19 protein-coding genes, 8 tRNA genes and 1 pseudogene are annotated in these 26,024 nt (G+C 46.7%); 4 read left to right on the forward strand and 24 right to left on the reverse strand.

Annotated features, from left to right (window positions below; translation table 11 throughout):
- Window positions 1-14 precede the first annotated feature (14 nt).
- The gene (locus tag IEY09_RS05530) at window positions 15-704 is read right to left on the reverse strand and encodes a cytochrome b/b6 domain-containing protein (protein ID WP_188870203.1); all 690 of its coding nucleotides are present in this window, start codon (window positions 702-704) and stop codon (window positions 15-17) included.
- A gap of 297 nt (window positions 705-1,001) precedes the next feature.
- On the opposite strand from IEY09_RS05530, the gene hpf reads away from it, so the two are divergent.
- From hpf to IEY09_RS05545, 3 genes are all read left to right on the forward strand, one after another.
- Window positions 1,002-1,358 carry a ribosome hibernation-promoting factor, HPF/YfiA family gene (gene hpf / locus IEY09_RS05535; protein WP_011716231.1) on the forward strand — a complete coding sequence of 119 codons (357 nt, stop codon included), beginning with the start codon at window positions 1,002-1,004 and terminating at the stop codon, window positions 1,356-1,358.
- 1,189 nt (window positions 1,359-2,547) lie between these two features.
- Window positions 2,548-3,012: a DNA polymerase III subunit chi gene (locus IEY09_RS05540; RefSeq protein WP_188870205.1), complete on the forward strand. Its 465-nt coding sequence runs from the start codon at window positions 2,548-2,550 to the stop codon at window positions 3,010-3,012.
- Window positions 3,013-3,027: 15 nt separating this feature from the next.
- Complete coding sequence (locus IEY09_RS05545) at window positions 3,028-5,904, forward strand: valine--tRNA ligase (RefSeq protein ID WP_069453317.1); 2,877 nt, start codon at window positions 3,028-3,030, stop codon at window positions 5,902-5,904.
- A 407-nt stretch (window positions 5,905-6,311) separates the two neighbouring features.
- Here IEY09_RS05545 and IEY09_RS05550 read toward each other — a convergent pair.
- From IEY09_RS05550 to IEY09_RS05610, 13 genes and pseudogenes are all read right to left on the reverse strand, one after another.
- Window positions 6,312-6,388 (reverse strand) — tRNA-Arg (locus IEY09_RS05550).
- 94 nt (window positions 6,389-6,482) lie between these two features.
- A tRNA-Ser gene (locus IEY09_RS05555) sits at window positions 6,483-6,574 on the reverse strand.
- Between the two features lie 36 nt (window positions 6,575-6,610).
- Window positions 6,611-6,687, reverse strand: a tRNA-Arg gene (locus IEY09_RS05560).
- A 43-nt stretch (window positions 6,688-6,730) separates the two neighbouring features.
- A tRNA-Arg gene (locus IEY09_RS05565) sits at window positions 6,731-6,807 on the reverse strand.
- A 43-nt stretch (window positions 6,808-6,850) separates the two neighbouring features.
- A tRNA-Arg gene (locus IEY09_RS05570) sits at window positions 6,851-6,927 on the reverse strand.
- A gap of 82 nt (window positions 6,928-7,009) precedes the next feature.
- A tRNA-Arg gene (locus IEY09_RS05575) sits at window positions 7,010-7,086 on the reverse strand.
- Between the two features lie 30 nt (window positions 7,087-7,116).
- Window positions 7,117-7,193 (reverse strand) — tRNA-Arg (locus tag IEY09_RS05580).
- 20 nt (window positions 7,194-7,213) lie between these two features.
- Window positions 7,214-7,305, reverse strand: a tRNA-Ser gene (locus IEY09_RS05585).
- Between the two features lie 203 nt (window positions 7,306-7,508).
- The gene (gene csrA, locus IEY09_RS05590) at window positions 7,509-7,706 is read right to left on the reverse strand and encodes a carbon storage regulator CsrA (RefSeq protein WP_006082602.1); all 198 of its coding nucleotides are present in this window, start codon (window positions 7,704-7,706) and stop codon (window positions 7,509-7,511) included.
- Window positions 7,707-7,824: 118 nt separating this feature from the next.
- Window positions 7,825-9,081, reverse strand: coding sequence for an aspartate kinase (locus IEY09_RS05595; RefSeq protein ID WP_037426201.1), 1,257 nt, complete (start codon window positions 9,079-9,081; stop codon window positions 7,825-7,827).
- A 9-nt stretch (window positions 9,082-9,090) separates the two neighbouring features.
- Entirely contained in the window at window positions 9,091-11,715 is a 2,625-nt protein-coding gene (gene alaS, locus IEY09_RS05600) for an alanine--tRNA ligase (RefSeq protein WP_172589574.1), read from the reverse strand.
- A gap of 543 nt (window positions 11,716-12,258) precedes the next feature.
- Complete coding sequence (locus tag IEY09_RS05605; RefSeq protein WP_373290347.1) at window positions 12,259-12,726, reverse strand: regulatory protein RecX; 468 nt, start codon at window positions 12,724-12,726, stop codon at window positions 12,259-12,261.
- A 17-nt stretch (window positions 12,727-12,743) separates the two neighbouring features.
- Window positions 12,744-13,554, reverse strand: a pseudogene (locus tag IEY09_RS05610) (recombinase RecA family protein).
- A 382-nt stretch (window positions 13,555-13,936) separates the two neighbouring features.
- On the opposite strand from IEY09_RS05610, the gene mutS reads away from it, so the two are divergent.
- A complete protein-coding gene (gene mutS / locus IEY09_RS05615; protein ID WP_037426206.1) occupies window positions 13,937-16,507 on the forward strand; it encodes a DNA mismatch repair protein MutS in 2,571 nt (856 codons plus the stop codon).
- An 82-nt stretch (window positions 16,508-16,589) separates the two neighbouring features.
- Here the strand turns inward: mutS and rpoS are convergent, their stop codons facing one another.
- The 10 genes from rpoS to pyrG form a co-directional block, all read right to left on the reverse strand.
- Entirely contained in the window at window positions 16,590-17,570 is a 981-nt protein-coding gene (gene rpoS / locus IEY09_RS05620; protein ID WP_037421178.1) for an RNA polymerase sigma factor RpoS, read from the reverse strand.
- Between the two features lie 81 nt (window positions 17,571-17,651).
- Window positions 17,652-18,548 (reverse strand): peptidoglycan DD-metalloendopeptidase family protein, encoded by an 897-nt coding sequence (locus tag IEY09_RS05625; RefSeq protein ID WP_188870207.1) that lies wholly within the window; start codon window positions 18,546-18,548, stop codon window positions 17,652-17,654.
- Window positions 18,549-18,607: 59 nt separating this feature from the next.
- Window positions 18,608-19,243, reverse strand: coding sequence for a protein-L-isoaspartate(D-aspartate) O-methyltransferase (locus tag IEY09_RS05630; protein ID WP_037421172.1), 636 nt, complete (start codon window positions 19,241-19,243; stop codon window positions 18,608-18,610).
- Complete coding sequence (gene surE, locus IEY09_RS05635) at window positions 19,240-19,989, reverse strand: 5'/3'-nucleotidase SurE (protein ID WP_037426213.1); 750 nt, start codon at window positions 19,987-19,989, stop codon at window positions 19,240-19,242. The genes IEY09_RS05630 and surE overlap by 4 nt, the downstream gene beginning before the upstream one ends.
- Window positions 19,986-21,113, reverse strand: coding sequence for a tRNA pseudouridine(13) synthase TruD (gene truD / locus IEY09_RS05640; RefSeq protein WP_188870209.1), 1,128 nt, complete (start codon window positions 21,111-21,113; stop codon window positions 19,986-19,988). Before truD ends, surE begins: the two co-directional genes overlap by 4 nt.
- 29 nt (window positions 21,114-21,142) lie before the next feature.
- Window positions 21,143-21,622 (reverse strand): 2-C-methyl-D-erythritol 2,4-cyclodiphosphate synthase, encoded by a 480-nt coding sequence (gene ispF, locus IEY09_RS05645; RefSeq protein ID WP_037421163.1) that lies wholly within the window; start codon window positions 21,620-21,622, stop codon window positions 21,143-21,145.
- 51 nt (window positions 21,623-21,673) lie between these two features.
- A complete protein-coding gene (gene ispD / locus IEY09_RS05650) occupies window positions 21,674-22,423 on the reverse strand; it encodes a 2-C-methyl-D-erythritol 4-phosphate cytidylyltransferase (RefSeq protein ID WP_037426221.1) in 750 nt (249 codons plus the stop codon).
- Window positions 22,424-22,433: 10 nt separating this feature from the next.
- Window positions 22,434-22,733: a cell division protein FtsB gene (gene ftsB, locus IEY09_RS05655; protein WP_086023979.1), complete on the reverse strand. Its 300-nt coding sequence runs from the start codon at window positions 22,731-22,733 to the stop codon at window positions 22,434-22,436.
- Between the two features lie 100 nt (window positions 22,734-22,833).
- Window positions 22,834-24,129 (reverse strand): phosphopyruvate hydratase, encoded by a 1,296-nt coding sequence (gene eno / locus IEY09_RS05660; RefSeq protein ID WP_037421154.1) that lies wholly within the window; start codon window positions 24,127-24,129, stop codon window positions 22,834-22,836.
- 213 nt (window positions 24,130-24,342) lie between these two features.
- Window positions 24,343-25,983 (reverse strand): CTP synthase, encoded by a 1,641-nt coding sequence (gene pyrG, locus IEY09_RS05665; protein WP_055648578.1) that lies wholly within the window; start codon window positions 25,981-25,983, stop codon window positions 24,343-24,345.
- Window positions 25,984-26,024: the final 41 nt, after the last annotated feature.

Raw genomic sequence — 26,024 nt, forward strand, 5'->3', positions numbered from 1 at the left:
CTCCTAAGCATCAGCTAAAGCACTTGCACTACAGGCCACATCAAATAAGTAAATACAACCCCTGCGATGATTAACAGCAGAATTAATGCCAGCCACAGTGATTTAAAAACCAACTGAGACTCTAACTTTGCGTACTCAAGCTTAGATACACGCTTGTAACCGCTAACCATCGCACCGACTAACTTGTCACCTTTAAGCGCGTGCACAATAACTGCCAACACATGCACGGCAGTTAAGGCTAAGATCAGGTTAAAATTCATCTTATGTAACCAAGTGAGAAACGAAGCAGTATCAGAGCTTACATAACTGTACAGCGGACCTTCGGTAAACACATCATCGGTAGCAAAGAGTCCAGTGATTAGCTGTAAGCTAATAATGGCAATCAACACAATCACCATATAACCGCCCATCGGATTATGCCCTAAAACCACTGACACGCCCTTTGCGCGAACGTCTTTCAAATACTCAAACACCACCTTGGGATGATGCACGAAGTGACTAAACCTCGCAGTATCACTGCCAATCAAGCCCCATAAAAGCCGAAAGCCAATCAAAATCAACAAACTATAGGCAAAGATCTGGTGCCATTGCATTTCTCCCACTTCGGCGCTCCACCAGAGTAAGGCCATGAGGGCCACCATGCCCCAGTGAAAAAAGCGTGTGGGTAAATCCCAGACTTTAACTTTGATATGTTCGGTTTCCATAATACCTGCCACTCGACTGAGCAATGAAATAAGTGAAGGTATTTTATCGGGATCTAATGAAAAACTTAAAGTAAAGATAGGTAAATGATGGGAAAGACTGCGTAGTTATCCCATCAAATATGGCCTGTTCCGATAACCAATTCAAGCCTTTTCGACCAAGAATCCTCGAGATTTGTCTAAGCGATCAAATAACCAACGAACAGAACTGAACAGGGTAAAAAATGTGATTTAGATCTCGTTTTTAAGGGTGTAGATTGGTAATCTGAAATCGAAGGAAACAAATAGAAGGTGCAACATATGCTAAAGATTACGAGCAAACAACTAGAAGTCACTGCCCCAATCCGTGAACGCATTGAAAGCCGTTTTGACAAACTTTCTAGGCACGATGTGCAGTTGATTAATCCCCATGTCATCATCACAGAGGAGAAACCTGGTTTCAAAATTGAAGCATCGGTTGGCATCCCAAATGGAGAACTTTTTGCTCAAGCAAAACACGACAATCTTTATGCAGCCATTACGGCCATGGGTCAAAAATTAGAGAAACAACTCAATCGATTAACCCATAAACCTGAAGCACAACGTTTCGCATCCATTACTCATCCCGAAGACGCTGTTAATGTCGAGGATGATTACGAGGAGGAAGATGCAGCTTAAGTTACTGGATGTTAGTGCGAGACCACATCACTTCGAGAGCATAAAGTAGATAAGGTTTAAATAGGTCACATTTTTTAGCAAAAGTTTGATAGACCATTCTAATGGTCAGTAAAAAGAGTGTGAACCTTTAAATAACTACTACACTTTACTAAGTGACAGCAGAATCGAAGTGATGTGAATTTCAACTTAAAAGCGTTAAATATCACCATAAGAAGGAGTACGCCGCCACACAAAACTCATACTCAAAAATAGTGACACAGGCAGTTACATTAAGTCAGTTACATTAAGGCAGTCATCTTAAGACGGCCACATAAATTCGGTAACGCTAAGCTGTAGTATTTATGCGTTTTCCCTCTGATGATCAAATGAGATGCGAGGTTACTAAAAAATAGAGACCGATGACCAACAACTAACGAAAAACGCACTAAATGGGTGTTAACACACGAGTCGATCATAAGGAGTAACCTACTACATCATATTGCCAATTTTAGTCTTACAAACTCTTCAAGCCCAAATGTAACAATCAAGAGGAGGACGTTAGCCATAGAACCACATAGGTACCATGAAAGACCATTTTAGGTGAATTAGCTTCTTAACAGTCAAACAATATGAGGAGGTTAATAGCGTTATCGGTAATATGAGCAAGTGGACATATTACAAATAGTGAGTAAAAAAGAATTTAGATAACACGGAACAAGGCGAGCTGCTTAACAGCAAAATCCCCAGTACCTTTTTGAGTACTAATATCAGCCAGATTCCTTTATTTATATTCTATAGTGTAATCGTAAGTGAAAATGTAAGTTGAAATTGTAAGTTGAAAGTGAGTTAACCTGCTGAATAAACAAAATCTAATGCGATATGTGTTGTTTATTCACAAAGCGTCAATAAATCCTTTAATAACAATGCTCAATAACCTAGGAGGAATAGTTTGTTTGACCAGTCTTTCAACCAGCGCACCTTCGGGTGCGCTTTGCTTTTATATCCCCAGCCCCCATAGTCGTTCAACCATTACTCTTAGCCTTAAGCGAGTACTTAAGCTGTGCACATTTGCCACAGTAACGGTTTAAGCCACCCCCTGTCCCCGCCGTTCAATCTCCCGCGAAAAACCACAGTGCTAAGCGTTAACCCTGCTTGAGTTTTAGTGTAGACTTACCCGTTCGTCTATAACTTAAAGCAAGGCATTGAAATCATGACTCAAGCGCTGTTTTATTTACTGCCGCCGATGGACGTGAACACGGCCCATAATGACATGTATCAATTGGCTTGCCGCCTAGCCCAACAGGGATTTATAAACCAGCAGCAGGTCTATATTCACTGTCAGGACAAGAACATCGCCTTCGAAATCGACGAGTTACTATGGCAGTTTGAACCCAGTGCATTTGTCCCCCATAACCTCAAAGGTGAAGGCCCCACCACAGGCTCACCCGTTGAAATCGGTTTTGACAGACTCGGGCCAAACAAAAGTCGCCAACTTCTGATTAATCTTGCAGACCAAGTGCCTCCGTTTGCGGTAAACTTTGGTCAAATCTTCGATTTTGTGGCTAATGACGACCAACATAAAGCGATAGCACGTGAACGCTACCGCCAATATCGTGGCTTAGGGATTGAATTAACAACCCAAAATTTAGCAACACATCCACTTAATTTAGCTTGAGACAGATACGTTCCCATGGAAAAAACATACGATCCTCAGTCCATTGAGCAGACTCTTTACCAAAACTGGGAAGAGCAAGGTTACTTTAAGCCCCACGGCGATGCCTCACAGGGCAACTATTGCATCATGATCCCGCCACCCAACGTGACGGGTAGCCTGCACATGGGCCACGCTTTCCAAGATACCATCATGGATACTCTGATCCGCTACCAACGTATGAAGGGCAAAAACACCCTATGGCAAGTCGGTACTGACCATGCGGGTATTGCGACTCAAATGCTGGTTGAGCGTAAGCTTGAAGCCGAAGAAGGCAAGAGCCGCCATGACCTTGGCCGCGATGCCTTTATGGAAAAAGTATGGGAATGGAAAGCGCAATCGGGTGGCACAATCACTAAGCAGCTACGTCGTATGGGCGCCTCTGTGGATTGGGACCGTGAGCGTTTCACTATGGACGAAGGCTTGTCTAAAGCGGTTCAAGAAGTGTTTGTCCGTCTCTATGAAGACGATTTGATTTACCGTGGTAAACGCTTAGTGAACTGGGATCCTAAGCTGCACACCGCGATTTCAGATCTCGAAGTGGAAAACAAAGAAAAGCAAGGCCACATGTGGCATCTGCGTTATCCATTAGCCGATGGCGAACTGACTGCTGACGGTAAAGATTACCTCGAAGTCGCCACCACGCGTCCAGAAACTATGTTAGGCGATAGCGCGGTTGCAGTTCATCCAGACGATGAGCGTTATCAAGCACTGATCGGCAAATTTATTCTGCTGCCTATCGTTAATCGTCGCATCCCAATCGTTGCCGATGACTATGTGGACATGGCTTTTGGTACAGGTTGCGTGAAAATCACCCCTGCCCACGACTTTAATGACTATGAAGTTGGTAAGCGCCATAAGCTGCCCATGTTCAACGTGTTGACCTTAGATGCGGCCATTCGCGCATCAGCCGAAGTCGTCAATACCGATGGCACCATCAACACCACCTTAGATGGCAGCCTACCTGAGCGTTTCGCAGGTTTAGATCGTTTCAAAGCCCGTGATGCAATCGTGGCAGAGTTTGAAACCTTAGGTCTGCTCGAAAAAATCGCGCCACACAGCCTAAAAGTGCCCTACGGTGACCGCTCAGGCGTAGTTATTGAGCCGATGCTGACCGACCAATGGTACGTTGCCGTTGCGCCTATGGCGAAAACTGCCATCGAAGCCGTTGAAAATGGCGATATTAAGTTTGTGCCGCAGCAGTACGAAAACATGTACTTCTCTTGGATGCGCGACATTCAAGATTGGTGTATCTCTCGCCAATTATGGTGGGGTCACCGCATCCCCGCTTGGTACGATGCGAACGGTAAGGTTTATGTGGGCCGCACCGAAGCTGAAGTGCGTGCTAAGCACAATATCGATGATGCTATCGCCCTGCGCCAAGATGAAGACGTACTGGATACTTGGTTCAGCTCTGCCCTGTGGACATTCTCGACTTTAGGCTGGCCTGACAATGTTGAAGATTTAAAAACCTTCCACCCGACCGACGTGTTGGTCACGGGTTTTGACATCATCTTCTTCTGGGTTGCCCGTATGATCATGATGACCATGCACTTCATCAAAGATGAAGACGGTAAGCCACAGGTACCATTTAAAACCGTTTATGTGACTGGCCTTATCCGCGATGAAGCGGGTAACAAGATGTCAAAATCTAAGGGCAACGTACTTGACCCATTGGATATGATTGACGGTATCGATCTAGAAGCCCTCGTTGAAAAACGCACCGGCAACATGATGCAACCTCAACTAGCCGCCAAGATCGAAAAGAGCACCCGCAAAGAATTCGAAAATGGTATTGAAGCCCACGGTACCGATGCCCTGCGCTTTACCCTAGCGGCAATGGCCTCAACTGGCCGTGATATCAACTGGGATATGAAGCGTTTAGACGGTTACCGCAGCTTCTGTAACAAGCTTTGGAACGCGTCACGTTACGTGCTCATGAATACCGAAGGCCAAGATTGCGGCCCGAACTCACCGGATTACCAAGGCGGTGAGATGGAACTGTCACTGGCGGATCGCTGGATCATCGGTTTATTCAACCAAACCGTAAAAACCTACGACGACCACATGGCAAACTACCGCTTCGACCTTGCGGCTAACACGCTGTATGAGTTCACTTGGAACCAGTTCTGCGATTGGTACTTAGAGTTAACTAAGCCAGTGCTGCAAAACGGCAATGAAGCGCAAATGCGTGGCACCCGCCATACACTGGTCAATGTGTTAGAAGCGATGCAACGTCTGATGCACCCAATGATGCCGTACATCACTGAAACCATCTGGCAACGCGTTAAACCACTGACAGGCGCCCAAGGCGACACCATCATGCTGGCACCATTCCCAAGCTATGATGCTGCCAAAGTAGATGCGACCGCGATGGCCGATCTCGAGTGGGTTAAGCAAGTCATTGTTGCGGTTCGTAATATCCGTGCAGAGCTCAATATAGCGCCTTCTAAGCCATTAAATGCCCTACTGCGTGGCGTGAGTGCCCAAGACAAAGCCCGTGTTGAAGCTAACCAAGCCTTCTTCACAACGCTTGCGCGCTTAGAAAGTATGACAATTCTTGGTGAAGGTGAAACGGCGCCAATGTCGACCACAGGTCTGATTGGCGAAATGGAATTATTAATTCCGATGGCAGGTCTGGTGGATGTAGCGGCCGAAATGGCTCGTATCGACAAGCAGCTTGAAAAGCTGACTCAAGAGATTGCCCGTATCGAAGGTAAATTATCCAATGAAGGCTTCGTGGCAAAAGCACCGCCAGCCGTCATTGATAAAGAGCGCGCTAAGATGGCCGATCTCAGCCGTGATATGGACAAACTAAAAGAGCAAAAAGCCGAGTTTGCTAAGCTAGAAGCCTAATCACGACATCTACGCTAAAAAGGGCTGTATTTTACAGCCCTTTTTATTTCCCCTGTTCCATCCTAAATCGCGTTAACACTCTTCAAACCTCTCTCAGAACTCGCCCCCCTAAGACCCAAAGAAGCTCATCGATCCCTTGTTCCATGCTTATCTCCCCTTCTCTCTTTTACGGCAGATATTGCTAGCCCATTGCTATCTCTTTATCACACGTAAAATAGCAAGCCAGAGCGATAAACATCATCGCTTAAGGCGTTGGCATTTCAACAAGCATAACGTGGCGTAAAAGACGGGCTATCAATGCGTAAAGCTCAACAAGAGATAAGGATTGAAGCAATATAATCCAGAAAAATCCCATAAAAAAAGCCCTGCAATTGCTTGCAAGGCTTATCTAAATCTAACTAAGTAGATGGTGCGCGTGGAAGGATTCGAACCTCCGACCGCCTGGTTCGTAGCCAGGTACTCTATCCAGCTGAGCTACACGCGCTTGAATACTGGGTAAGTTGCCACCTTACCGACAGACTTGAGTCTAGAAGAAGCACTTAAGTCTCGCAAATTAAATCTATTCACTAGGAATAGAATGGCGGAGAAGGAGGGATTCGAACCCTCGATGGGAGATAAAGCCCATACTCCCTTAGCAGGGGAGCGCCTTCGGCCACTCGGCCACCTCTCCGCAAAATCTGCATTTGTAAGCTATTGCTTACTAAAATGGTGCGCGTGGAAGGATTCGAACCTCCGACCGCCTGGTTCGTAGCCAGGTACTCTATCCAGCTGAGCTACACGCGCATTTTTGCGTTTTGCTAACAAAGCAATTGCTCTGTCAGCTAATTGGTGCGCATGGAAGGAGTCGAACCTCCGACCGCCTGGTTCGTAGCCAGGTACTCTATCCAGCTGAGCTACATGCGCAGTTTTAACTGTTATCTCAACACATTCGCATTAAGATTAAATATGGTGCGCGTGGAAGGATTCGAACCTCCGACCGCCTGGTTCGTAGCCAGGTACTCTATCCAGCTGAGCTACACGCGCTTAAAACACTTACTTGAAGCACTAATTACAAAATTTCGTCTGAAATTCAAACCTGATGAGTTAAACATAACTGATGCAGAAATGGTGCGCATGGAAGGAGTCGAACCTCCGACCGCCTGGTTCGTAGCCAGGTACTCTATCCAGCTGAGCTACATGCGCGACTTGTATCTATCTTGCTTCAATAAAAAATGGTGCGCGTGGAAGGATTCGAACCTCCGACCGCCTGGTTCGTAGCCAGGTACTCTATCCAGCTGAGCTACACGCGCAGTTTTTTATTTGTAAGAAATGGCGGAGAAGGAGGGATTCGAACCCTCGATGGGAGATAAAGCCCATACTCCCTTAGCAGGGGAGCGCCTTCGGCCACTCGGCCACCTCTCCGTTTTCTTGGCGCACATATTACTGTTTGACGAAAATAAGTCAAACCCTTTTTCTGAAACCGATTCCATTTGAACTGTTTTTAATCACATTGCGGTTATATCAAGCCAATGTGTTGATTTACGCCAATCTTTCGGTTTCAAAAATAAAAAAGTCAGTTTAAAAACTGACTTTTTTATCTGACTAATACTCGCATAAGCTTCGTATTAAAAGTTACCGCCTTCTGAAGGCGTACCTGATTTTTCAGATTGAATGCGTTGATAGATTTCTTCACGGTGAACAGAAACCTCTTTCGGTGCATTCACACCGATACGCACTTGATTGCCTTTTACCCCTAGCACTGTAACTGTGACTTCATCACCAATCATCAGTGTTTCGCCAACACGACGAGTCAAAATCAGCATTCGATAGCTCCTTTATGTCTTAATTCAGCTTACACACGGCACTCATCCGGTAGATGGGCTTATTATAGGGTCAGCTGAGTACAAATTAATAGTATTCAATACTCAAACAGTTATTTAATTACACCTTATTTAGCTCGAATGCGTGATGCAACGCTCGAACTGCCTTGTGTAAGTCCCTTTCATCGATCACAGTTGACAATTTACTCTCCGATGTCGAAAGTAACTTAGCATGGATTGTTTCGTTACCCAATACATCTAACATCTTAGTCAATAATCCAACTTTTGCCTGTAAACCTTTGCCAACTAAGGACACTTTTGCACGTTGACGCTCAACATTCAATTGGCCTAGATCAAGACTTTCGCTTAAAACTTCAAGCTCATGCAATAAAACATCCACTTTCGTCTCGGCCAACATAAAGCTGACAGACTCCGCTGGTGACGTTTCATTCAATTTCAAAGGAGTAATAAACTCAACGTCTATCTCAAGCCGAGCCAAACAGGCTAATAAGGCTTGATAACGCTCACTGCTGGTAAATAACCCTTCAATGCTCAAGGTTGCTAAGGCCTTATTGATCGCTATTCCTTGTACGGATGCGGGCATCGCAAGCTCAGACTCATCACCAAATTGAATTAATGTGCCCTGACCAGCTTCAAAACTCGACAACACCCGCAGCGGTACTTTAAACCGTTGTGCATATTCGACCGAGTCAGGATGAAGCACCTTAGCACCGAGCTTAGCCATTTCGAGCATGACATCAAAACCAATCACATCGAGACGTCTAGCACTGCTGTCGATATTAGGGTCTGTCGTAAAAACGCCTGGTACATCGGTAAATATTTGACACTCATCGGCTCTTAGCGCCGCCGCTAGCGCCACAGCCGTCGTATCCGAGCCACCACGACCTAAAGTGGTGACATCGCCATTAGGATCGATCCCTTGAAATCCAGCCACAATAGGCACGATGCCTTGTTCCAGCAAGGAGGTTAAGTACTCCGTATCAACACTTTCAATACTCGCCCGACCAAATTGGCTATTTGTATGGATTTGCACTTGATCGCCAGTCAGGGATCTTGCTTTGATACCACGGCGTTGCAACGCCATCGCCATTAACGCAATACTGATTTGCTCACCCGTAGAGACAAGCATATCGAGTTCCCGCGCACTTGCGCGGGGATCGATTTGCGCCGCAAGCGCAAATAGCCTATTTGTCTCACCTGCCATAGCAGAAAGGACCAATACTTGCAGCTCACCACTGTGAGCGGACTTTGCAATCTGCTCAGCAACTACTTCGATGCGTTCAATCGAACCCACCGAAGTGCCGCCAAACTTCTTCACAAAAAGCTTGCTACCACTAAGCTTTCGTTTTTCGAGCACAGCAACCTCTTAAGCTAAACGCTCAGTAATCCAAGGTAATACTTGAGATAGAGCCGCATCCAGATTTTCTGGTTGGCTACCACCCGCTTGAGCCATATCTGGGCGACCACCACCTTTACCGCCCACTTGTGCAGCAACCATAGCAACCAGTTCACCAGCTTTGACTTTACTAACTAAGTCATTGCTCACACCCGCGATAAGGTTTACTTTGCCTTCCTGAGCAACACCGAGCAGGATAACGGCAGATTTCAGCTTTTGCTTTAACTCATCTTGCAGGCCGCGCAGTGCACCCGCCTCAACGCCTTCCAGCTTCTTAATCAGCACGTTAACGCCATTAACCACAACCGCATCACCCGCTAAATCCGCACTCGCTGCCGCAGCTAACTTATCTTTCAGTTGCTGCATGTCTTTTTCAAGCTGCTTCATTTTATCCAGCTGGGCTTTAAGCTTGGTCACAACGGATTGAGTATCGCCTTTAAGTAGTGCTGCCGCTTCCTCAAGTTGTGCCTGTTGCTGTGCCACATAGGCCATCGCTGCCGCGCCAGTTACCGCTTCGATACGGCGAACGCCCGCAGCGATACCCCCTTCAGAGGTAATTTTGAACAGACCAATGTCACCGGTACGGCCAACATGGGTACCGCCACACAATTCGATAGAGAAATCGCCCATGGTGACAACACGCACCTGAGCATCGTACTTCTCACCGAAGAGTGCCATAGCGCCTTTTTCTTTGGCTTCATCAATCGCCATTTCAGCGACTTTCAGCTCATGGTTGCGGCGAATTTGGGTGTTAACTAACTCTTCAACCTGTTTCAGCTCAGCAGGTTTGACAGCTTCGAAATGAGAGAAGTCGAAACGTAAACGCTCAGGGTCAACTAACGAACCTTTTTGAGTAACGTGAGTACCCAACACTTGACGCAGCGCAGCATGTAATAAGTGAGTCACAGAGTGGTTTAACTGAGTGCGGTGACGTAGCTTTTTATCCACTTTCGCTTCAAGTACTTGACCAACGCTTAAGCTACCAGCCATTAAGGTCCCTTTGTGGCCTGAAGCTTGGCCAAACTTTTGCGTATCGCTAACAGCAAACTCAATACCTTGAGCCACTAATACACCCTTGTCACCGACTTGGCCGCCCGATTCAGCATAAAAAGGCGTTACATCGAGCACCACTACGGCATCATCACCCGCATTGATCGCTGAAACAGACTCGCCGTTCAGGTAAAGCGCGGTGACTTTAGCATTGCCAGTAAGTTCTGAGTAACCACAGAATGCGGTTTCAGCATCGATCTTAAGTGCTGCGTTGTAATCGGCGCCGAAGTTACCCGCGGCTTGAGCACGGCTACGTTGTTCAGCCATCGCCGCTTCAAAGCCCGCTTCGTCGACGATAATGTTGCGCTCACGGCATACGTCAGCGGTTAAATCCACTGGGAAGCCATAGGTATCGTACAGTTTGAAGACTGTTTCACCGTCTAAGGTGTCGCCCTGCAATTCGTTTAACGCGCTATCCAGAATGCCTAAACCACGCTCAAGCGTACGGGCAAACTGTTCTTCTTCAGCTTTAAGGGCTTTTTCAACAATCACTTGAGTATCGGCTAAACCTTTAGCGGCATCGCCCATCACTTCGATTAGCGTCGGAACTAACTTGTAGAAGAAGGCTTCAGTTGCCCCTAACTTGTTACCATGACGCACGGCACGGCGAATAATACGGCGCAGTACATAACCACGACCTTCGTTCGATGGCATCACACCATCTGCAACTAAGAAGGCGCATGAACGAATATGGTCGGCAATCACGCGCAGTGACTTGTTAGATAAGTCAGTCACGCCGATGATTTCGGCTGCTTTGGCGATCAAGGCGCGGAAAATATCGATTTCGTAGTTTGAATGAACCCCCTGCATAATCGCAGCGATACGCTCAATACCCATACCAGTATCGACTGAAGGTTTTGGCAGCGGCAACATTTCACCAGAGGCTTGGCGATTGTATTGCATGAATACGATGTTCCAAATTTCGATGAAACGGTCGCCATCTTCCTCTGGGCTACCAGGACGTCCACCCCAAATGTGGTCGCCGTGATCATAGAAAATTTCGGTACAAGGGCCACAAGGACCAGTATCGCCCATTTGCCAGAAGTTATCTGAAGCGTATGGCGCGCCCTTATTATCGCCGATGCGAATGATGTTTTCAGCAGCAACACCAATCTTTTTATTCCAAATTTCAAAGGCTTCATCATCTGTTTGATAAACAGTTACACACAGACGCTCCTTTGGTAGCTTCAATACTTCGGTCAGGAAGGTCCAACCAAAACGAATCGCATCTTCTTTGAAGTAATCACCAAAGCTGAAATTACCCAGCATTTCGAAGAAAGTATGGTGACGCGCGGTGTAACCAACGTTATCTAAATCGTTGTGTTTACCACCCGCACGGACGCAGCGTTGGGCTGTGGTCGCACGTGTATAGCTACGTTTGTCCATGCCAAGAAACACGTCCTTGAACTGGTTCATACCGGCGTTGGTGAATAAAAGCGTGGGATCATTGCCTGGTACAAGAGAACTACTGTCCACAACTTGGTGACCATTGCTGCGGAAAAATTCGAGGAAAGCACTTCTAAGCGCTGCTGTCGTTTGATACATGAAATCGTCCTGAATTGGGTAAGCATGACCAGCTACACCATAAGGTAGCCGTATTTCTATTTGCCCAGCATTATAAGCAGACTGAAGAAAGACGACCAGCCTTGAATAGCGATATCACGCTTCGGAGTCTAATATTTTCGATGAGTTTTCATCTAATACAGGGCTTATCACAACAACCCAAGATGAAAGTGGTGAAAAAGGACTAATTCTGCGAGGGAGATGAACTGAGTTAAGAATGACAAGCACAAACTTACCAGGGCAAGTTTATATGATTACATTAGGGCGTGTTGACGTTTCGAGATTAAATTTTGTTAGTTCTGGCAAGTTCGTGCTCGCGAAACGAGGAATGATGTGTAGTTATTCTACTCAAATGACTAGTGACAAAGAGCAAAGGCTTGCCAGACGAACACTTCAGGCAGCATTTGGCTGGCTTTTATGCAAGGCAAAGTCAGTGCAGTGTAGTTATTCTACATAAACGGACGATAACGCGGCAGAAAAGCCAGCCAAACTGCTGCAAAAATAACCCTGACACGTCAACACGCCCTAGTCATCATTATCTTCCAAAGGATCATAATCTAAGGCATAGGTGACTTGTTCGTAATTAAAGCCTTGGCTCAGTAAAAACCGTACTCGTTTGGCTTTTTCTTTTGCAATTTGCTCGCGGGAGAGTGAGCCTTTTACTTCAAGCACTTTAGGGACCGTATACTTTTTGATGGCTTTCGCTTTTGCCAACTCAAACCAATCATGCTCATTTGCAGATAAGGCAGCTTCGATACAATCTTTAGTCAGCCCCTTTTGAGCAATAGCTTGACGAATGCGTATTGGTCCATGACCACGGGCAATGTGGCTTCGAACGAGAAGCTCGGCATAGCGCTTATCATTGATAAATCCTGACGCTTCACAATCATCAAGCACAGGATCGATATCAGCGACCTCAAAGCCTTTTTCGAGCAGTTTTGTGCGGATTTCTTGGCGGGAATAATCGCGGCGCGCTAACAGCGCGACCGCAATTTGACGGGCAGACTGGCTCAGAATACTTCGCCTGTTTCTAAATCAATATTCCCCTCGATATTATCATCATCGGATGCTGATGATGCCAGTGCACTTGGGTTACTCAATAATAACTCACGCAATGTCTTATCGATTTCAGCGGCAATGGCTGGGTTTTCAGTCAAATATTTACCCGCATTGGCACGGCCTTGACCAATTTTATCGCCCTTGTAGCTATACCAAGCACCAGCTTTCTCAATCAGTTTATGGGCTACCCCTAAATCGACTAACTCGCCAGTACGGTTGATACCTTGACCGTAAAGGATTTGAAACTCAGCTTGCTTAAATGGTGCAGCCACTTTGTTTTTAACCACTTTGACACGAGTCTCGTTACCAACCACTTCATCGCCTTCTTTGATAGCACCAGTACGGCGAATATCTAACTCAATTTCTGCCTTGGGTGTTAATGCCGCGACCGAGTCAACGATGATCACATCTACCGCGCCAGAACGGGTTAACGCATCACAGATCTCAAGAGCTTGTTCACCGGTATCGGGTTGTGAACACAATAAGTTATCAATATCTACGCCTAACTTTTTCGCGTAGATAGGATCGAGAGCGTGCGCGCTGAGCAGCTGCAATCACTTCTAATGTCAGAGTTGTCTTACCTGATGATTCAGGGCCATAAATCTCAACAATACGGCCCATTGGTAGGCCGCCCGCACCGAGGGCAACGTCAAGGGAAAGTGAGCCAGTAGAAATGGTCTCGACATCCATAGAGCGGTCTTCGCCCAGCTTTTGGCTCAATACCGCAGCAAGTGCTTTCTCTTTGTTTGGATCGACCTTCATTCCTGTTCCCTCATCTAGACAGCATCAGTACTGTCAAAAGTGATATTCAATTTAATAAAGCGGGTGATCAAAAAGCGAGGCTCTTTGTCGTAATCTGCTGACTAGTATACTGTACAATCATACAGTATCAATACCTGTGAATGAATTATTTTTATACCTGAAAATTTTCCCGTTTAGACAAGCTTTTACCCACCCATCCTGCAGATTTATCAAGATATCAGTGAATATCCACGCTTTGAGGATCAATTTTCTGTAAATTGTTGCTAAGATTGGCGCCAATTGATTTTAGACAGTAATAGTGCAAATCAACTGATTTTATCTCCCATTACTGTATGACTTTATTCCCTATTTCAGGGCCGGCATAGCGGACGATAACGATTTAATGAATCCTATAGATACCGATGATTTAGAAAAACATACCCCGATGATGCGTCAATATTTGACCATGAAAGCAGAGCATCACGACATGCTGCTGTTTTATCGTATGGGTGACTTCTATGAACTCTTCTATGATGACGCCAAACGAGCCTCTGAATTATTGGGCATTTCCCTTACGGCCCGAGGCAAAAGTGGTGGCGACCCGATCCCGATGGCGGGTATCCCTTACCATGCAGTTGAAGGCTATCTCGCAAAATTGGTTCAAATTGGCCAATCGGTTGCGATTTGTGAACAAATTGGCGATCCTGCCACCTCAAAAGGTCCGGTTGAGCGTAAAGTCGTACGCATTGTCACCCCAGGAACCTTAACCGATGAAGCGCTATTGCAGGAGCGGCAAGACAATCTGTTGGCCGCGGTTTATCAAGGCAAAGTGGGCTTTGGCTATGCGACTCTTGATGTGTCTTCTGGCCGTTTCGTGATTGCCGAATTAGAAACGAAGGAGTCTCTCGAAGCCGAATTGCAACGTACGAATCCGGTCGAAATTCTTTATAGCGAAGATTTTGGTGCACTGGAGTTATTGCATCATTTTAAAGGCAAACGTCGCCGCCCTGAGTGGGAATTTGATTACGATACCAGTATCAAACTGCTGTTGGCCCAGTTTGGCACTAAGGATTTACACGGTTTCGGCATAACCGATGCTCGCCTATCGCTGCAAGCGGCAGGCTGCTTGATGCAGTACGTAAAAGACACCCAGCGCACCGCCCTGCCCCATATCAATGCTATTACCCGTTTTAATCAAACCGATACGATTGTCTTGGATGCGGCAACGCGCCGCAACCTCGAGCTGACACAAAATTTGAGTGGTGGTCGGGATAACACCCTAGCAGCCGTGCTCGACAATACTGCCACAGCCATGGGCAGCCGTATGTTACAACGCTGGATCCATCAGCCGTTGAGGGACCATGCACAGATTTTTGCTCGCCAAACTGCGGTCAATGAGTTGCTCGCGACCGCGGCCCATGAGTCATTGCATGAGCAGCTTAAAGCCCTAGGTGATATCGAACGTATCATGGCAAGACTGGCGCTTCGTACCGCTCGTCCACGGGATTTTGCCCGCCTACGCCAAGCATTAAACCTATTGCCTCAATTACAGCAATCATTAGCACAGTTAAGTGCCCCCCATACGGTGAAACTAGGTCAACTCTTAGGCGAGTTTCCCGAAGAGCAACAACTGCTTGAGCGCGCTATTGTCGATAACCCGCCCATGCTTATCCGTGATGGCGGCGTAATCCGTGAAGGCTACAATGCCGAATTAGACGAATGGCGTGGCTTAAGTGAAGGTGCCAGCGATTATCTAGTACAACTCGAAGCGCGGGAAAAAGAACGCACCGGCATTGCCACGCTGAAGGTAGGCTACAACCGAGTCCATGGTTACTATATTGAAGTCAGCCGTCTGCAATCACAGCAAGTGCCATTAAATTACCAACGCCGTCAAACCCTTAAGAATATGGAGCGTTATATCACGCCCGAGCTTAAGGAATATGAAGAAAAAGTGCTGTCGAGCCAAGGTAAGGCGCTCGCTCTTGAAAAACAACTGTGGGACGAATTGTTTGATTTAATCCTCCCCAAATTGCATGAGCTACAAGCCTTTGCCAGAGCAGCCGCCGAACTCGATGTGCTCAGTAACTTTGCCGAACGAGCCGAAACCTTAGGCTATACCTGCCCAGAACTGAGCAGCGAAATCGGAGTAAAAATTGAGGCGGGTCGTCACCCTGTGGTTGAGCGTGTGAGTCAAACACCTTTCATTGCAAACCCTGTCACTCTGCACAATCAACGCCGGATGTTGATTGTTACAGGTCCAAACATGGGCGGTAAATCGACCTATATGCGTCAAGTTGCACTGATCACCCTAATGGCACACATTGGCAGCTTTGTACCCGCAGATCGCGCCATTATTGGTCCTATCGATCGAATTTTTACCCGTATTGGTGCCTCAGACGATCTCGCCTCAGGCCGTTCAACCTTTATGGTGGAAATGACTGAAACGGCCAATATTCTCCATAATGCCACTGCGCAGAGTTTAGTCTTGATGGATGAAATTGGTCGCGGCACATCAACCTACGATGGCCTGTCATTAGCCTGGTCTGCGGCTGAGTATTTAGCACAGCAAGTCGGCGCGATGACGCTGTTTGCGACCCATTATTTCGAGTTAACACAGTTACCGGAACTCATGGCTGGGGTCTATAACGTGCACCTCGATGCGATTGAGCACGAAGACACCATCGCCTTTATGCACGCGGTGCAAGAAGGTGCGGCCAGTAAGAGTTACGGTTTACAAGTTGCGGCCCTTGCTGGTGTACCAGCTCGGGTGATTAAGGCGGCAAAACATAAACTACATCAGCTTGAGAGTCGCGACCATCAAGTGGAGGGCACAAAGGCACCGATTCAAACCTTGTTAGCCCTGCCGGAGCCAGTGGAGAATCCGGCCATAAGCAAGTTAAAAGCCATCAATCCAGATAACCTGACCCCAAAACAGGCACTGGATTTACTCTATGAGCTTAAACGCTTGAGTTAAATAGCTTTGTTCATCGTAACTTAATAATAAAAACGCCCACAAAATGGGCGTTTTTTATGGGTTGATTAAACAACCTTAAGCATTAGTTTCTAAATAAAGCCTCTACAGATAGCCCTTGCGCCCCCAGCAAATCGCGCATGCGTTTTAAGGCTTCCACTTGGATTTGGCGCACACGTTCACGGGTGAGACCAATTTCAGCGCCAACATCTTCAAGAGTTGATGGCTCGTAACCCAATAACCCAAAGCGTCGCGCTAACACTTCTCTTTGCTTGGTATTAAGTTCATTTAACCACTTCACAACTGAGTTAGAGATGTCTTCGTCTTGTACTTTAAAGTCTGGACCTACGTTATCGTCATCAGCAAGCACATCGAGTAACGCCTTGTCGTTATCGCCACCTAAGGGAATATCGACAGAAGTGATCTTCTCGTTGAGCTTCAGCATACGGCTGACGTCAACACTGGAGACTTGCAATTTTTCGGCAATTTCCTCTGCCGTAGGTTCATGGTCAAGTTTTTGCGCTAATTCCCGAGCCGTACGTAAATATACGTTAAGCTCTTTTACTACATGGATAGGCAAGCGAATTGTGCGAGTTTGGTTCATGATTGCACGTTCGATGGTTTGTCTGATCCACCAAGTCGCATAGGTTGAGAAACGGAAACCTCTTTCTGGGTCGAATTTCTCGACAGCACGTATCAAACCAAGATTACCCTCTTCGATTAAATCCAGCAGCGCAAGACCACGATTATTGTAACGACGGGCAATTTTAACCACGAGTCGCAGGTTGCTTTCGATCATGCGGTTACGGGATTTTTCGCAGCCTTTTAAGGCTTTACGGGAAAAGTAAACTTCTTCTTCTGCACTAAGCAGTGGGGAAAACCCTATTTCACCTAAATAGAGTTGTGTGGCATCAAGATTTTTTTGCAGGTCATCTTGAACCTGTTGTTCGAGTCCTAATTCTTGAACTAAATCAGCGGCGATATCCTCTTTATCGAGATCAAACTCTGCGGCATCAACGGAAAAATCTACTAGTTCTTCTACGGCAGTGCTATTTATGCGGCTCATGATCGAATCTCCCAAACCTAATTTAACTGCTTGTATTACTGCAATTTATTATCCTCCATGCCAAAACAAGGCCCTAAACAATCATTGCTTAGGTAAGTAGTTGAGTGGGTTAACAGACTGACCATGGTAACGAATTTCAAAACGTAACATTACTTGATTAGTACCTGTACTACCCATTTTAGCAATCGTCTGTCCAGCGAGGACATGTTGCTTTTCGTCGACTAAGATCTGATCCGCATGAGCATAAGCACTAAGGTAATCGTCACTATGCTTAATAATGACTAAATTACCATAACCCCTAAGCGCACTACCTGCGTATACCACCCGCCCATCTGCTGCAGCTTTGATGATATCTCCACGTTTTCCTGCGATCTTAATACCTTTATTTCCCTGCTCATTGGCAGAGTATGTTCCTATCAATTTACCTCTTACAGGCCATTGCCACTGGCTTACACTATCGGGTAGTGTCGATGTCGGAGCAATAATTGAAGGGTTAATATTTTGTTGGGAACTTGTTGCAGAATACGCAGGCTTTGCTTTCTGATCAAGTGTTTTTTTCTGTGTTTCACTAGATACAGAATTCTGAGAAAAATCATCACTAACTGATTGTTTTTTATTTTTATTATGCTGATATCCACCTTTATTTACCGAATTAATTCCACCTAAAGTCGTAGAAGGTTTACTATTTTGATTATGGTCATATGTTAAATACAAAACCTGACCAGGATAGATGGTATACGATTTATCTAATTGATTAATTTTAGCAATTTCGGCGTAATCTTTGCCTGCAGCCCAAGAAATAGAGTAAAGAGTGTCGCCTTTCTTAACTTTATATGAATTGGATTTAATATTGCCTTTGTTGTGCTTTGAATAATTGTGGGAAAGACTTTCGACAGGTGCGGGGCGACTCGCCTGAAAGCTACAGCCCGCAAGCAACAACAGTAAACTGAGGTTTAAAAGTAAACCCGCATTCAACAATAAAAACTCCTTTTTGGGGCTATCTTACTGTTTTAGTAATTTATAAATCGATAAACGCGCTATGCAAGCTCACCATTTACTAAAGGAACAAATTTGACTGTCTCTATCACTTCAGAACTAAAACTATCCAAGTGACGCGTAATCCGCATCAATTGCTGCGTTTCTTCACCCACAGGGATAATTAATACACCGCCTTCGGCTAACTGGGATAATAACGCTTCAGGAACCTTTGCGGCAGCTGCGGTGACCATAATGCCATTATAGGGACTACGATTCTGCCAGCCCTGCCAGCCATCGCCATACTTAAAGGAAACATTATGCAGATCGAGCCGCTTTAATCTTTGCCTTGCTTGGATCTGTAACGTCTTTATACGTTCCACAGTGCAAAGCTCTGGTACTAATTGGGCGAGAATCGCCGCTTGATAACCTGAGCCCGTTCCAACTTCAAGCACCTTATGTGGCTGATGCTGCAGCAGTAACTCAGTCATTCGCGCGACGATATAAGGCTGAGAAATGGTTTGCCCTTGACCAATAGGTAAGGCTGTATTCTCATAGGCTTTATGGGCTAACGCATTATCAAGAAACAATTCGCGTGGTGTATAGGATATTGCCTTAAGCACGGCTGGATTGCGGATCCCCGCATCCTGAAGCTTTTTCGCTAAATTCACCGCCGATGTTAAGGCAACTCGAGTCATATTTTATCTACCCAATTTTGCAATATCGATAATTGTTTATACGCGGTCAAGTCTACGGTTAACGGAGTGATCGACACATAACCATGAGCAATGGCATGGAAATCGGTACCTTCACTCGCATCTTGTTCAACACCCGGTGGGCCGAGCCAAAAAATTTCTCGTCCTGCGGGATCTTGCGTACGCACAATGCCTTCAGCTTTATGCCGCGCTCCAAGGCGCGTCACTCTTATGCCTTTAATCTCATCCAACGGTAAATCCGGCACATTGATATTGAGGATCTGATCACTGGCAATCGGGTGCGCTAATAGCCCCTGCACGATTCGCCGCGCGTAAACGGCGGCAGTGTGATAATGCTTAAAGGCTTTGCCATTAAGCGAAATCGCTACCGCGGGGAAGCCTAAAAAACGCCCTTCCATTGCCGCCGCGACCGTACCCGAATATAAAGTATCATCCCCCATATTCGCGCCAGCATTGATGCCCGATACCACCATATCCGGCTCACCATCACAGAGCTCCCGTATGGCTAAGTGGACGCAATCTGTTGGTGTACCGTACACCGAAATATAACCATTATCTAACCTATTAATTCTTAATGGATTAGTCAAGGTTAAAGAGTTACTTGCACCGGAACAATTACGATCAGGTGCGACCGTCATCACAGTGGCGATTTCGGCAAGCGCCTCCGTTAAGGCTTTTATTCCCGGCGCATTCACCCCATCATCATTGCTGACAAGGATGCGGATCATAAAGTGGACTCGCCATTATCGATTAGATTGACCTCTGCAACATCGCTTTCAGTTGCAGTATTTGCCTCAGGAGCATTCGCATCCGGCGTAACTGTTGCTTGCCATTGCAGCTCTTTGACATCTTGATAATCAACCAGCTCTCTTAACAGCGATGTCGCAAAGCTACCCGCAGGTAAAATAAACTCGAGTACCAATCCATCCGCGGTTTGCTCGTATTTAAGTCCTTGAGGTTCCAGTAGCAATGGGCGGCGTTCCTGCTCAAGACCTGCGTGCTCAAGGCCGTAGCAATCGTCGCTCAGCTCAGCCATGGCTTGGGTTTCAACCTCAGCGGCTTCGCCCTGCGGCAGCATTTTTCCGCGACCCCAAAGTGGGGCAGAAAGCTGAATATCTTTCTCAATCAAGCGTTTTAATACCACTAAATCCCATTCAGGCGTAACGAAAAAGCTTTTGCTGCCCGCCAGCATCACACAATCCCCCGCTAAGGGTTTAGTGCCATAATTCGCTAAACGATAGGAGACAACGGTATTGAATAGATTGGAGCGCACCGCAGACAGATACATGCTGCGTTTATTACGGTCTTTCACCTTTTTGCCCGCTAGCATTTGCCGACCAAGCACCAGGTTTTTACCATCATGCCCAAAACGCTGCTCACCAAAATAATTGGGCACACCTATTTGGCTGACTTTCTCGATGCGGCTGATAATGTCTTCCACGTTTGTGACATTGCGCAGGGTAAGGATAAAACGGTTGCCCAAGAGCGCGCCAATACGTAATTTTTTGCTGTGGCGACTACTGGATAATATGGTTAAACGCTCGCTGTTTAGCTCGCTCCACGCAGGGGTTTCTTTACCTGGGATACGAATGCCAAACCACTGTTCTGTGATGGCATTTTTATCTTTTTGTCCTGCATAGGTCACTTCTTTGGGATGAACCTTAGCGAACTTCGCCAGCATTTCAGCCACTTGTACCGTGTTCAATCCATCCTTACGAATGTGGACTAAATGATGTTCGCCCTCGCCCGACGGGCTAAAAGGCAAAATCTCTTTGACGATAAAGTCGCTGTTAACGGTTCTTAAATCTGCGGTGCCCGTCGGTTTGCCGTACAGGTAATGTAGTTCGCTCATGGGTCTTTCTTATCTCTTAAAGTTGCAGGCTATTGGCGGCTGAGTAATACGACGGCTTCGACCGCGATGCCTTCTTTACGGCCGGTAAATCCGAGTTTTTCTGTGGTAGTGGCCTTGACGTTGATATCTGCAATATCAGCATTAAGATCGGCTGCCAGCACGTGGCGCATATCCTCGATATGCGGCGCCATCTTAGGCGCCTGGGCAATAATAGTGACATCCAGATTACCCAGCTCAAATCCCTTCGCCCGCGCTAAGGCATAACAATGGCGCAGCAAGACGCGACTATCGGCGCCCTTATAGGCGGCATCGGTATCGGGGAAATGTTTACCTATATCCCCAAGGGCCATCGCCCCTAAAATGGCATCGGAGATGGCATGCAGCACTACATCACCATCGGAATGAGCTACCAGTCCAGTTTCGTAGGGTACTTCGACCCCGCATAAAATTAACGGGCGCGGTTCACCAAATTTATGAACATCAAAACCATGGCCGATACGGATTTTCATGACTTATTTCCTAACGTATTTAATAAATTGCGCAATTCACTCAGCTTGCCTTCAAGCCTTAGCACGCAGTAAAAAAAGTTCTGCTAACTCCAAATCATCGGGATGGGTTACTTTAATGTTATCCGCCCGCCCAGCGACTAATCCAGGGGAAATCCCCGCCCATTCCATCGCCGAGGCTTCATCGGTCACAACGGCCCCTGCGGCAAGCGCGGCTTTTAAATGCAATCGCAACAAGGAGGTTGGGAATAACTGCGGCGTCAAGGCATGCCAGAGATTATCGCGGCAAACGGTCGAGCTGATTTCACCTAAGCTATTGGCGCGCTTCATGGTATCGCGGACTGGCATCGCCAAAATGGCACCTTGGGGAAAGTGCACCCGCGAAGCCAGCAATTTATCTATGTCTTGCGCCGTTAAGCAGGGTCTAGCCGCATCGTGTACTAAAGCCCAACCATTGTCGGGCGCCTTATCGAGTGCCGCCAGCACTGAGTCGGCGCGCTCAGAGCCGCCAATAACAGTCACCAGCTTGGGATGCTTGGCCTGGGGCAACGCGGCAAACTCGGTATCCTCAGGATGCAGCGCGACAATCACTTGGTTAATTTGCGGATGGGACAATAACTTGTCTAAGGTATGAGCCAGAATGCTTTGTCCCAACAAAGTTAAATATTGCTTGGGTTTACCCGCGCCCATGCGGCTGCCAATCCCTGCGGCTGGCACAATCGCAACCACATTAGGTGAGAAAGGATCCAGCTGAATAGCGACTTCTGTTTCAGTCTGTGGCGCGGCTTCTAAGACGATATCCATTTGTGCTCCGTTACTGCGAGGGACTCGATACTGCACGGTCACCGCCCACCACGCGATAGAAGGTTTCGCCCTCTTTCACCATGCCAAGCTCGTTACGCGCCCGCTCTTCAATCGCTTCGGTACCACTCTTAAGATCGATAATTTCTTCTTTAAGCACTTGGTTACGCTCATTGAGTTTTGCATTACCATCTTGCTGAGCCGCAATCTGTTTTTGCAGAACAAAGTATTCGGGCAGACTGTTATCGCCCGACCACAGCCGATATTGCAGTAAACCGAGTAGCACTATGAGTGCAATGACAAAAAATTTCATGGAGGAATTAGCGTCAATGTCTTGGATTAAAAAAAGATACTGCAGATAGTACAACAAAAAAGGCCACCAAGTGGTGGCCTTTTTACATCGGTCGGCTAAATTACGCCTGACCTTTGATTTCCTTCAAACCGCGATACGGTGCTTTTTCACCTAATTGCTCTTCGATACGTAGCAATTGGTTGTATTTAGCCACACGGTCAGAACGGCACAGTGAACCGGTCTTGATTTGGCCAGCCGCAGTACCTACCGCTAAATCAGCGATAGTAGCGTCTTCAGTTTCACCGCTACGGTGTGAAATCACCGCAGTGTAACCCGCCGCTTTTGCCATACGGATAGCCGCTAAGGTTTCAGTTAATGAACCGATTTGGTTGAACTTGATCAGGATTGAGTTTGCAATGCCGTTCTCGATACCACGGGTTAAAATCTTAGTGTTGGTTACGAATAAATCGTCGCCCACTAATTGGATCTTGTCGCCCATGATCTTAGTTTGGTATGCCCAACCATCCCAATCTGACTCGTCCAGACCGTCTTCGATAGAGACAATTGGATATTGTTCAGTCAGTGACTTCAGGAAGTCAGAGAAACCGTTTGAATCGAATACTTTGCCTTCGCCAGACAGGTTATATTTACCGTCTTTGTAGAACTCAGAAGCCGCACAGTCTAATGCCAGAGTCACGTCAGTACCCAGCTTGTAACCCGCTAATTCAACCGCTTCTTTGATTACCGCTAATGCATCGGCGTTAGAAGACAGGTTAGGTGCGAAACCACCTTCGTCACCTACAGAAGTGCTCAGGCCTTTACCGTGCAGTACTTTCTTCAGGGTGTGGAAAATCTCAGCGCCCATACGTAAAGCTTCGCGGAAGTTTTTCGCGCCAACAGGTTGCACCATGAATTCTTGGATATCAACGTTGTTATCCGCGTGCTCACCACCGTTGAGGATGTTCATCATCGGTACTGGCATAGCGTATTGGCCAGGTGTGCCGTTTAATTCCGCAATGTGAGCGTATAAAGGCATGCCTTTAAATGCCGCAGCCGCTTTAGCCGCCGCTAAAGACACAGCGAGAATCGCGTTAGCGCCTAACTTGTCTTTGTTTTCAGTACCGTCTAAGTCGATCATGATTTGATCAAGTTCGGCTTGGGCAGTCGCATCTTTACCGATTAACGCAGCACGGATAGGACCGTTTACGTTAGCCACAGCAGTTAATACACCTTTACCTAAATAACGGCTCTTGTCGCCATCACGCAGTTCCAGCGCTTCGCGGCTACCGGTAGAAGCACCAGATGGCGCAGCCGCCATACCGATAAAACCACCTTCTAAATGCACTTCGGCTTCAACTGTTGGGTTACCACGAGAATCCATAATCTCGCGACCAATCACGTTAATAATCTTAGCCATATTACCCTCGATTTAAGTTTAAAAGAGAAAAGAAAAAACCAATACCAATGGGAATTAACAGATGTAGAGTACGACCAAAATCTTTAAATTCCGTTTACTATTTCCGTCTATACGCATGTCGTTTATACACATGGGTATGAGTTTTGACTCATGTTTACGCGGCCTGAGTGTAACAAAAGGCCGGGCCCACTGTCGCGGGTCCGGCCTTAAAATTTATTTCTTCAGATCACGTTTTTGATGTGCACTCGCGGCAGCAACGAAACCTTCGAACAATGGATGACCATCGCGTGGGGTCGAAGTAAATTCAGGGTGGAATTGACCCGCTACAAACCAAGGATGATCTTTGAGCTCAATCATCTCAACCAGTTTACGGTCAGAAGATAAACCACTAAATACCAGACCCGCTTGTTCTAAACGTTCTCTGTACTTGTTGTTCACTTCGTAACGGTGACGGTGACGCTCAACACAAGTGTTACCTTTGTACGCTTGCGCCGCTTTTGAGCCTTCCAGCAGATGACATAACTGCGCACCTAAACGCATAGTGCCACCTAAGTCAGAGGCTTCATGGCGCTGTTCAACATTACCTTCTTCGTCAACCCATTCAGTGATTAAGCCAACCACTGGGAATGGCGTTGCTTTATTGAATTCGGTTGAGTGAGCATCGGCCATGCCTGCAACGTTACGGGCAAATTCAATCAGTGCCACTTGCATACCTAAACAGATACCGAAGTATGGCAGGTTGTTTTCACGGGCAAATTTAGCCGCCAGAATCTTACCTTCCACACCGCGCTCACCGAAGCCCCCTGGGACTAAGATACCGTCTAAACCTTGTAAAACTTCATCGCCTTTGGCTTCAACGGTTTGTGAGTCGATATACTTGATAGTCACAGATACGCGGTTTTTCAGGCCTGCGTGTTTTAACGCTTCGTTGACTGATTTATAGGCGTCTGGCAGTTCGATGTATTTACCCACCATACCAATCACGACTTCGCCGTTTGGATTGGCTTCTTGGTAAATGACGTTTTCCCACTCAGACAAGTCAGCTTCACGGCATTCTAAGCCAAAACGCTTAACCACTAAGTCATCTAAGCCCTGTGAGCGCAGCAGCGCAGGGATCTTGTAGATGCTGTCGACGTCTTTTAATGAAATAACCGCACGTTCTTCAACGTTACAGAATAACGAAATCTTCGCACGCTCGTTGGCAGGAATCGCACGGTCGCCACGGCAGATCAGCACATCTGGTGCAATACCGATAGAACGCAACTCTTTCACTGAATGTTGAGTCGGTTTCGTTTTCACTTCGCCCGCAGCACCAAGGAATGGCACTAAGGTTAAATGCATAAACAGGGTACGATCACGGCCCAGTTCAACGCCTAATTGGCGAATAGACTCAAGGAATGGCAGTGATTCGATATCACCCACAGTACCGCCGATTTCAACGATAGCCACATCGTGACCTTCGCCACCAGCTAATACTTTTTCTTTGATCGCGTTAGTGATATGCGGGATCACCTGAATTGTCGCGCCTAAATAGTCACCGCGACGCTCTTTACGTAATACTTCTTCGTAAATACGGCCTGTGGTGAAGTTATTGCGACGGTTCATCTTAGTACGGATGAAACGCTCATAGTGGCCTAGGTCGAGGTCTGTTTCTGCGCCGTCCTCAGTCACAAACACTTCACCATGTTGCGTTGGGCTCATGGTACCTGGATCAACGTTAATGTATGGGTCCAGTTTCATGATGGTTACATTGAGACCACGGGCCTCTAAAATTGCGGCTAATGAAGCGGCTGCAATGCCTTTACCTAGTGATGAAACCACACCACCAGTAACGAAGATATACCTTGTAGTCATGCTGAACCTGAGAAAATGAGTTTGAAAATACGTGCTTGTAA

Source organism: Shewanella xiamenensis, from assembly GCF_014647135.1.
GTDB lineage: Bacteria > Pseudomonadota > Gammaproteobacteria > Enterobacterales > Shewanellaceae > Shewanella > Shewanella xiamenensis.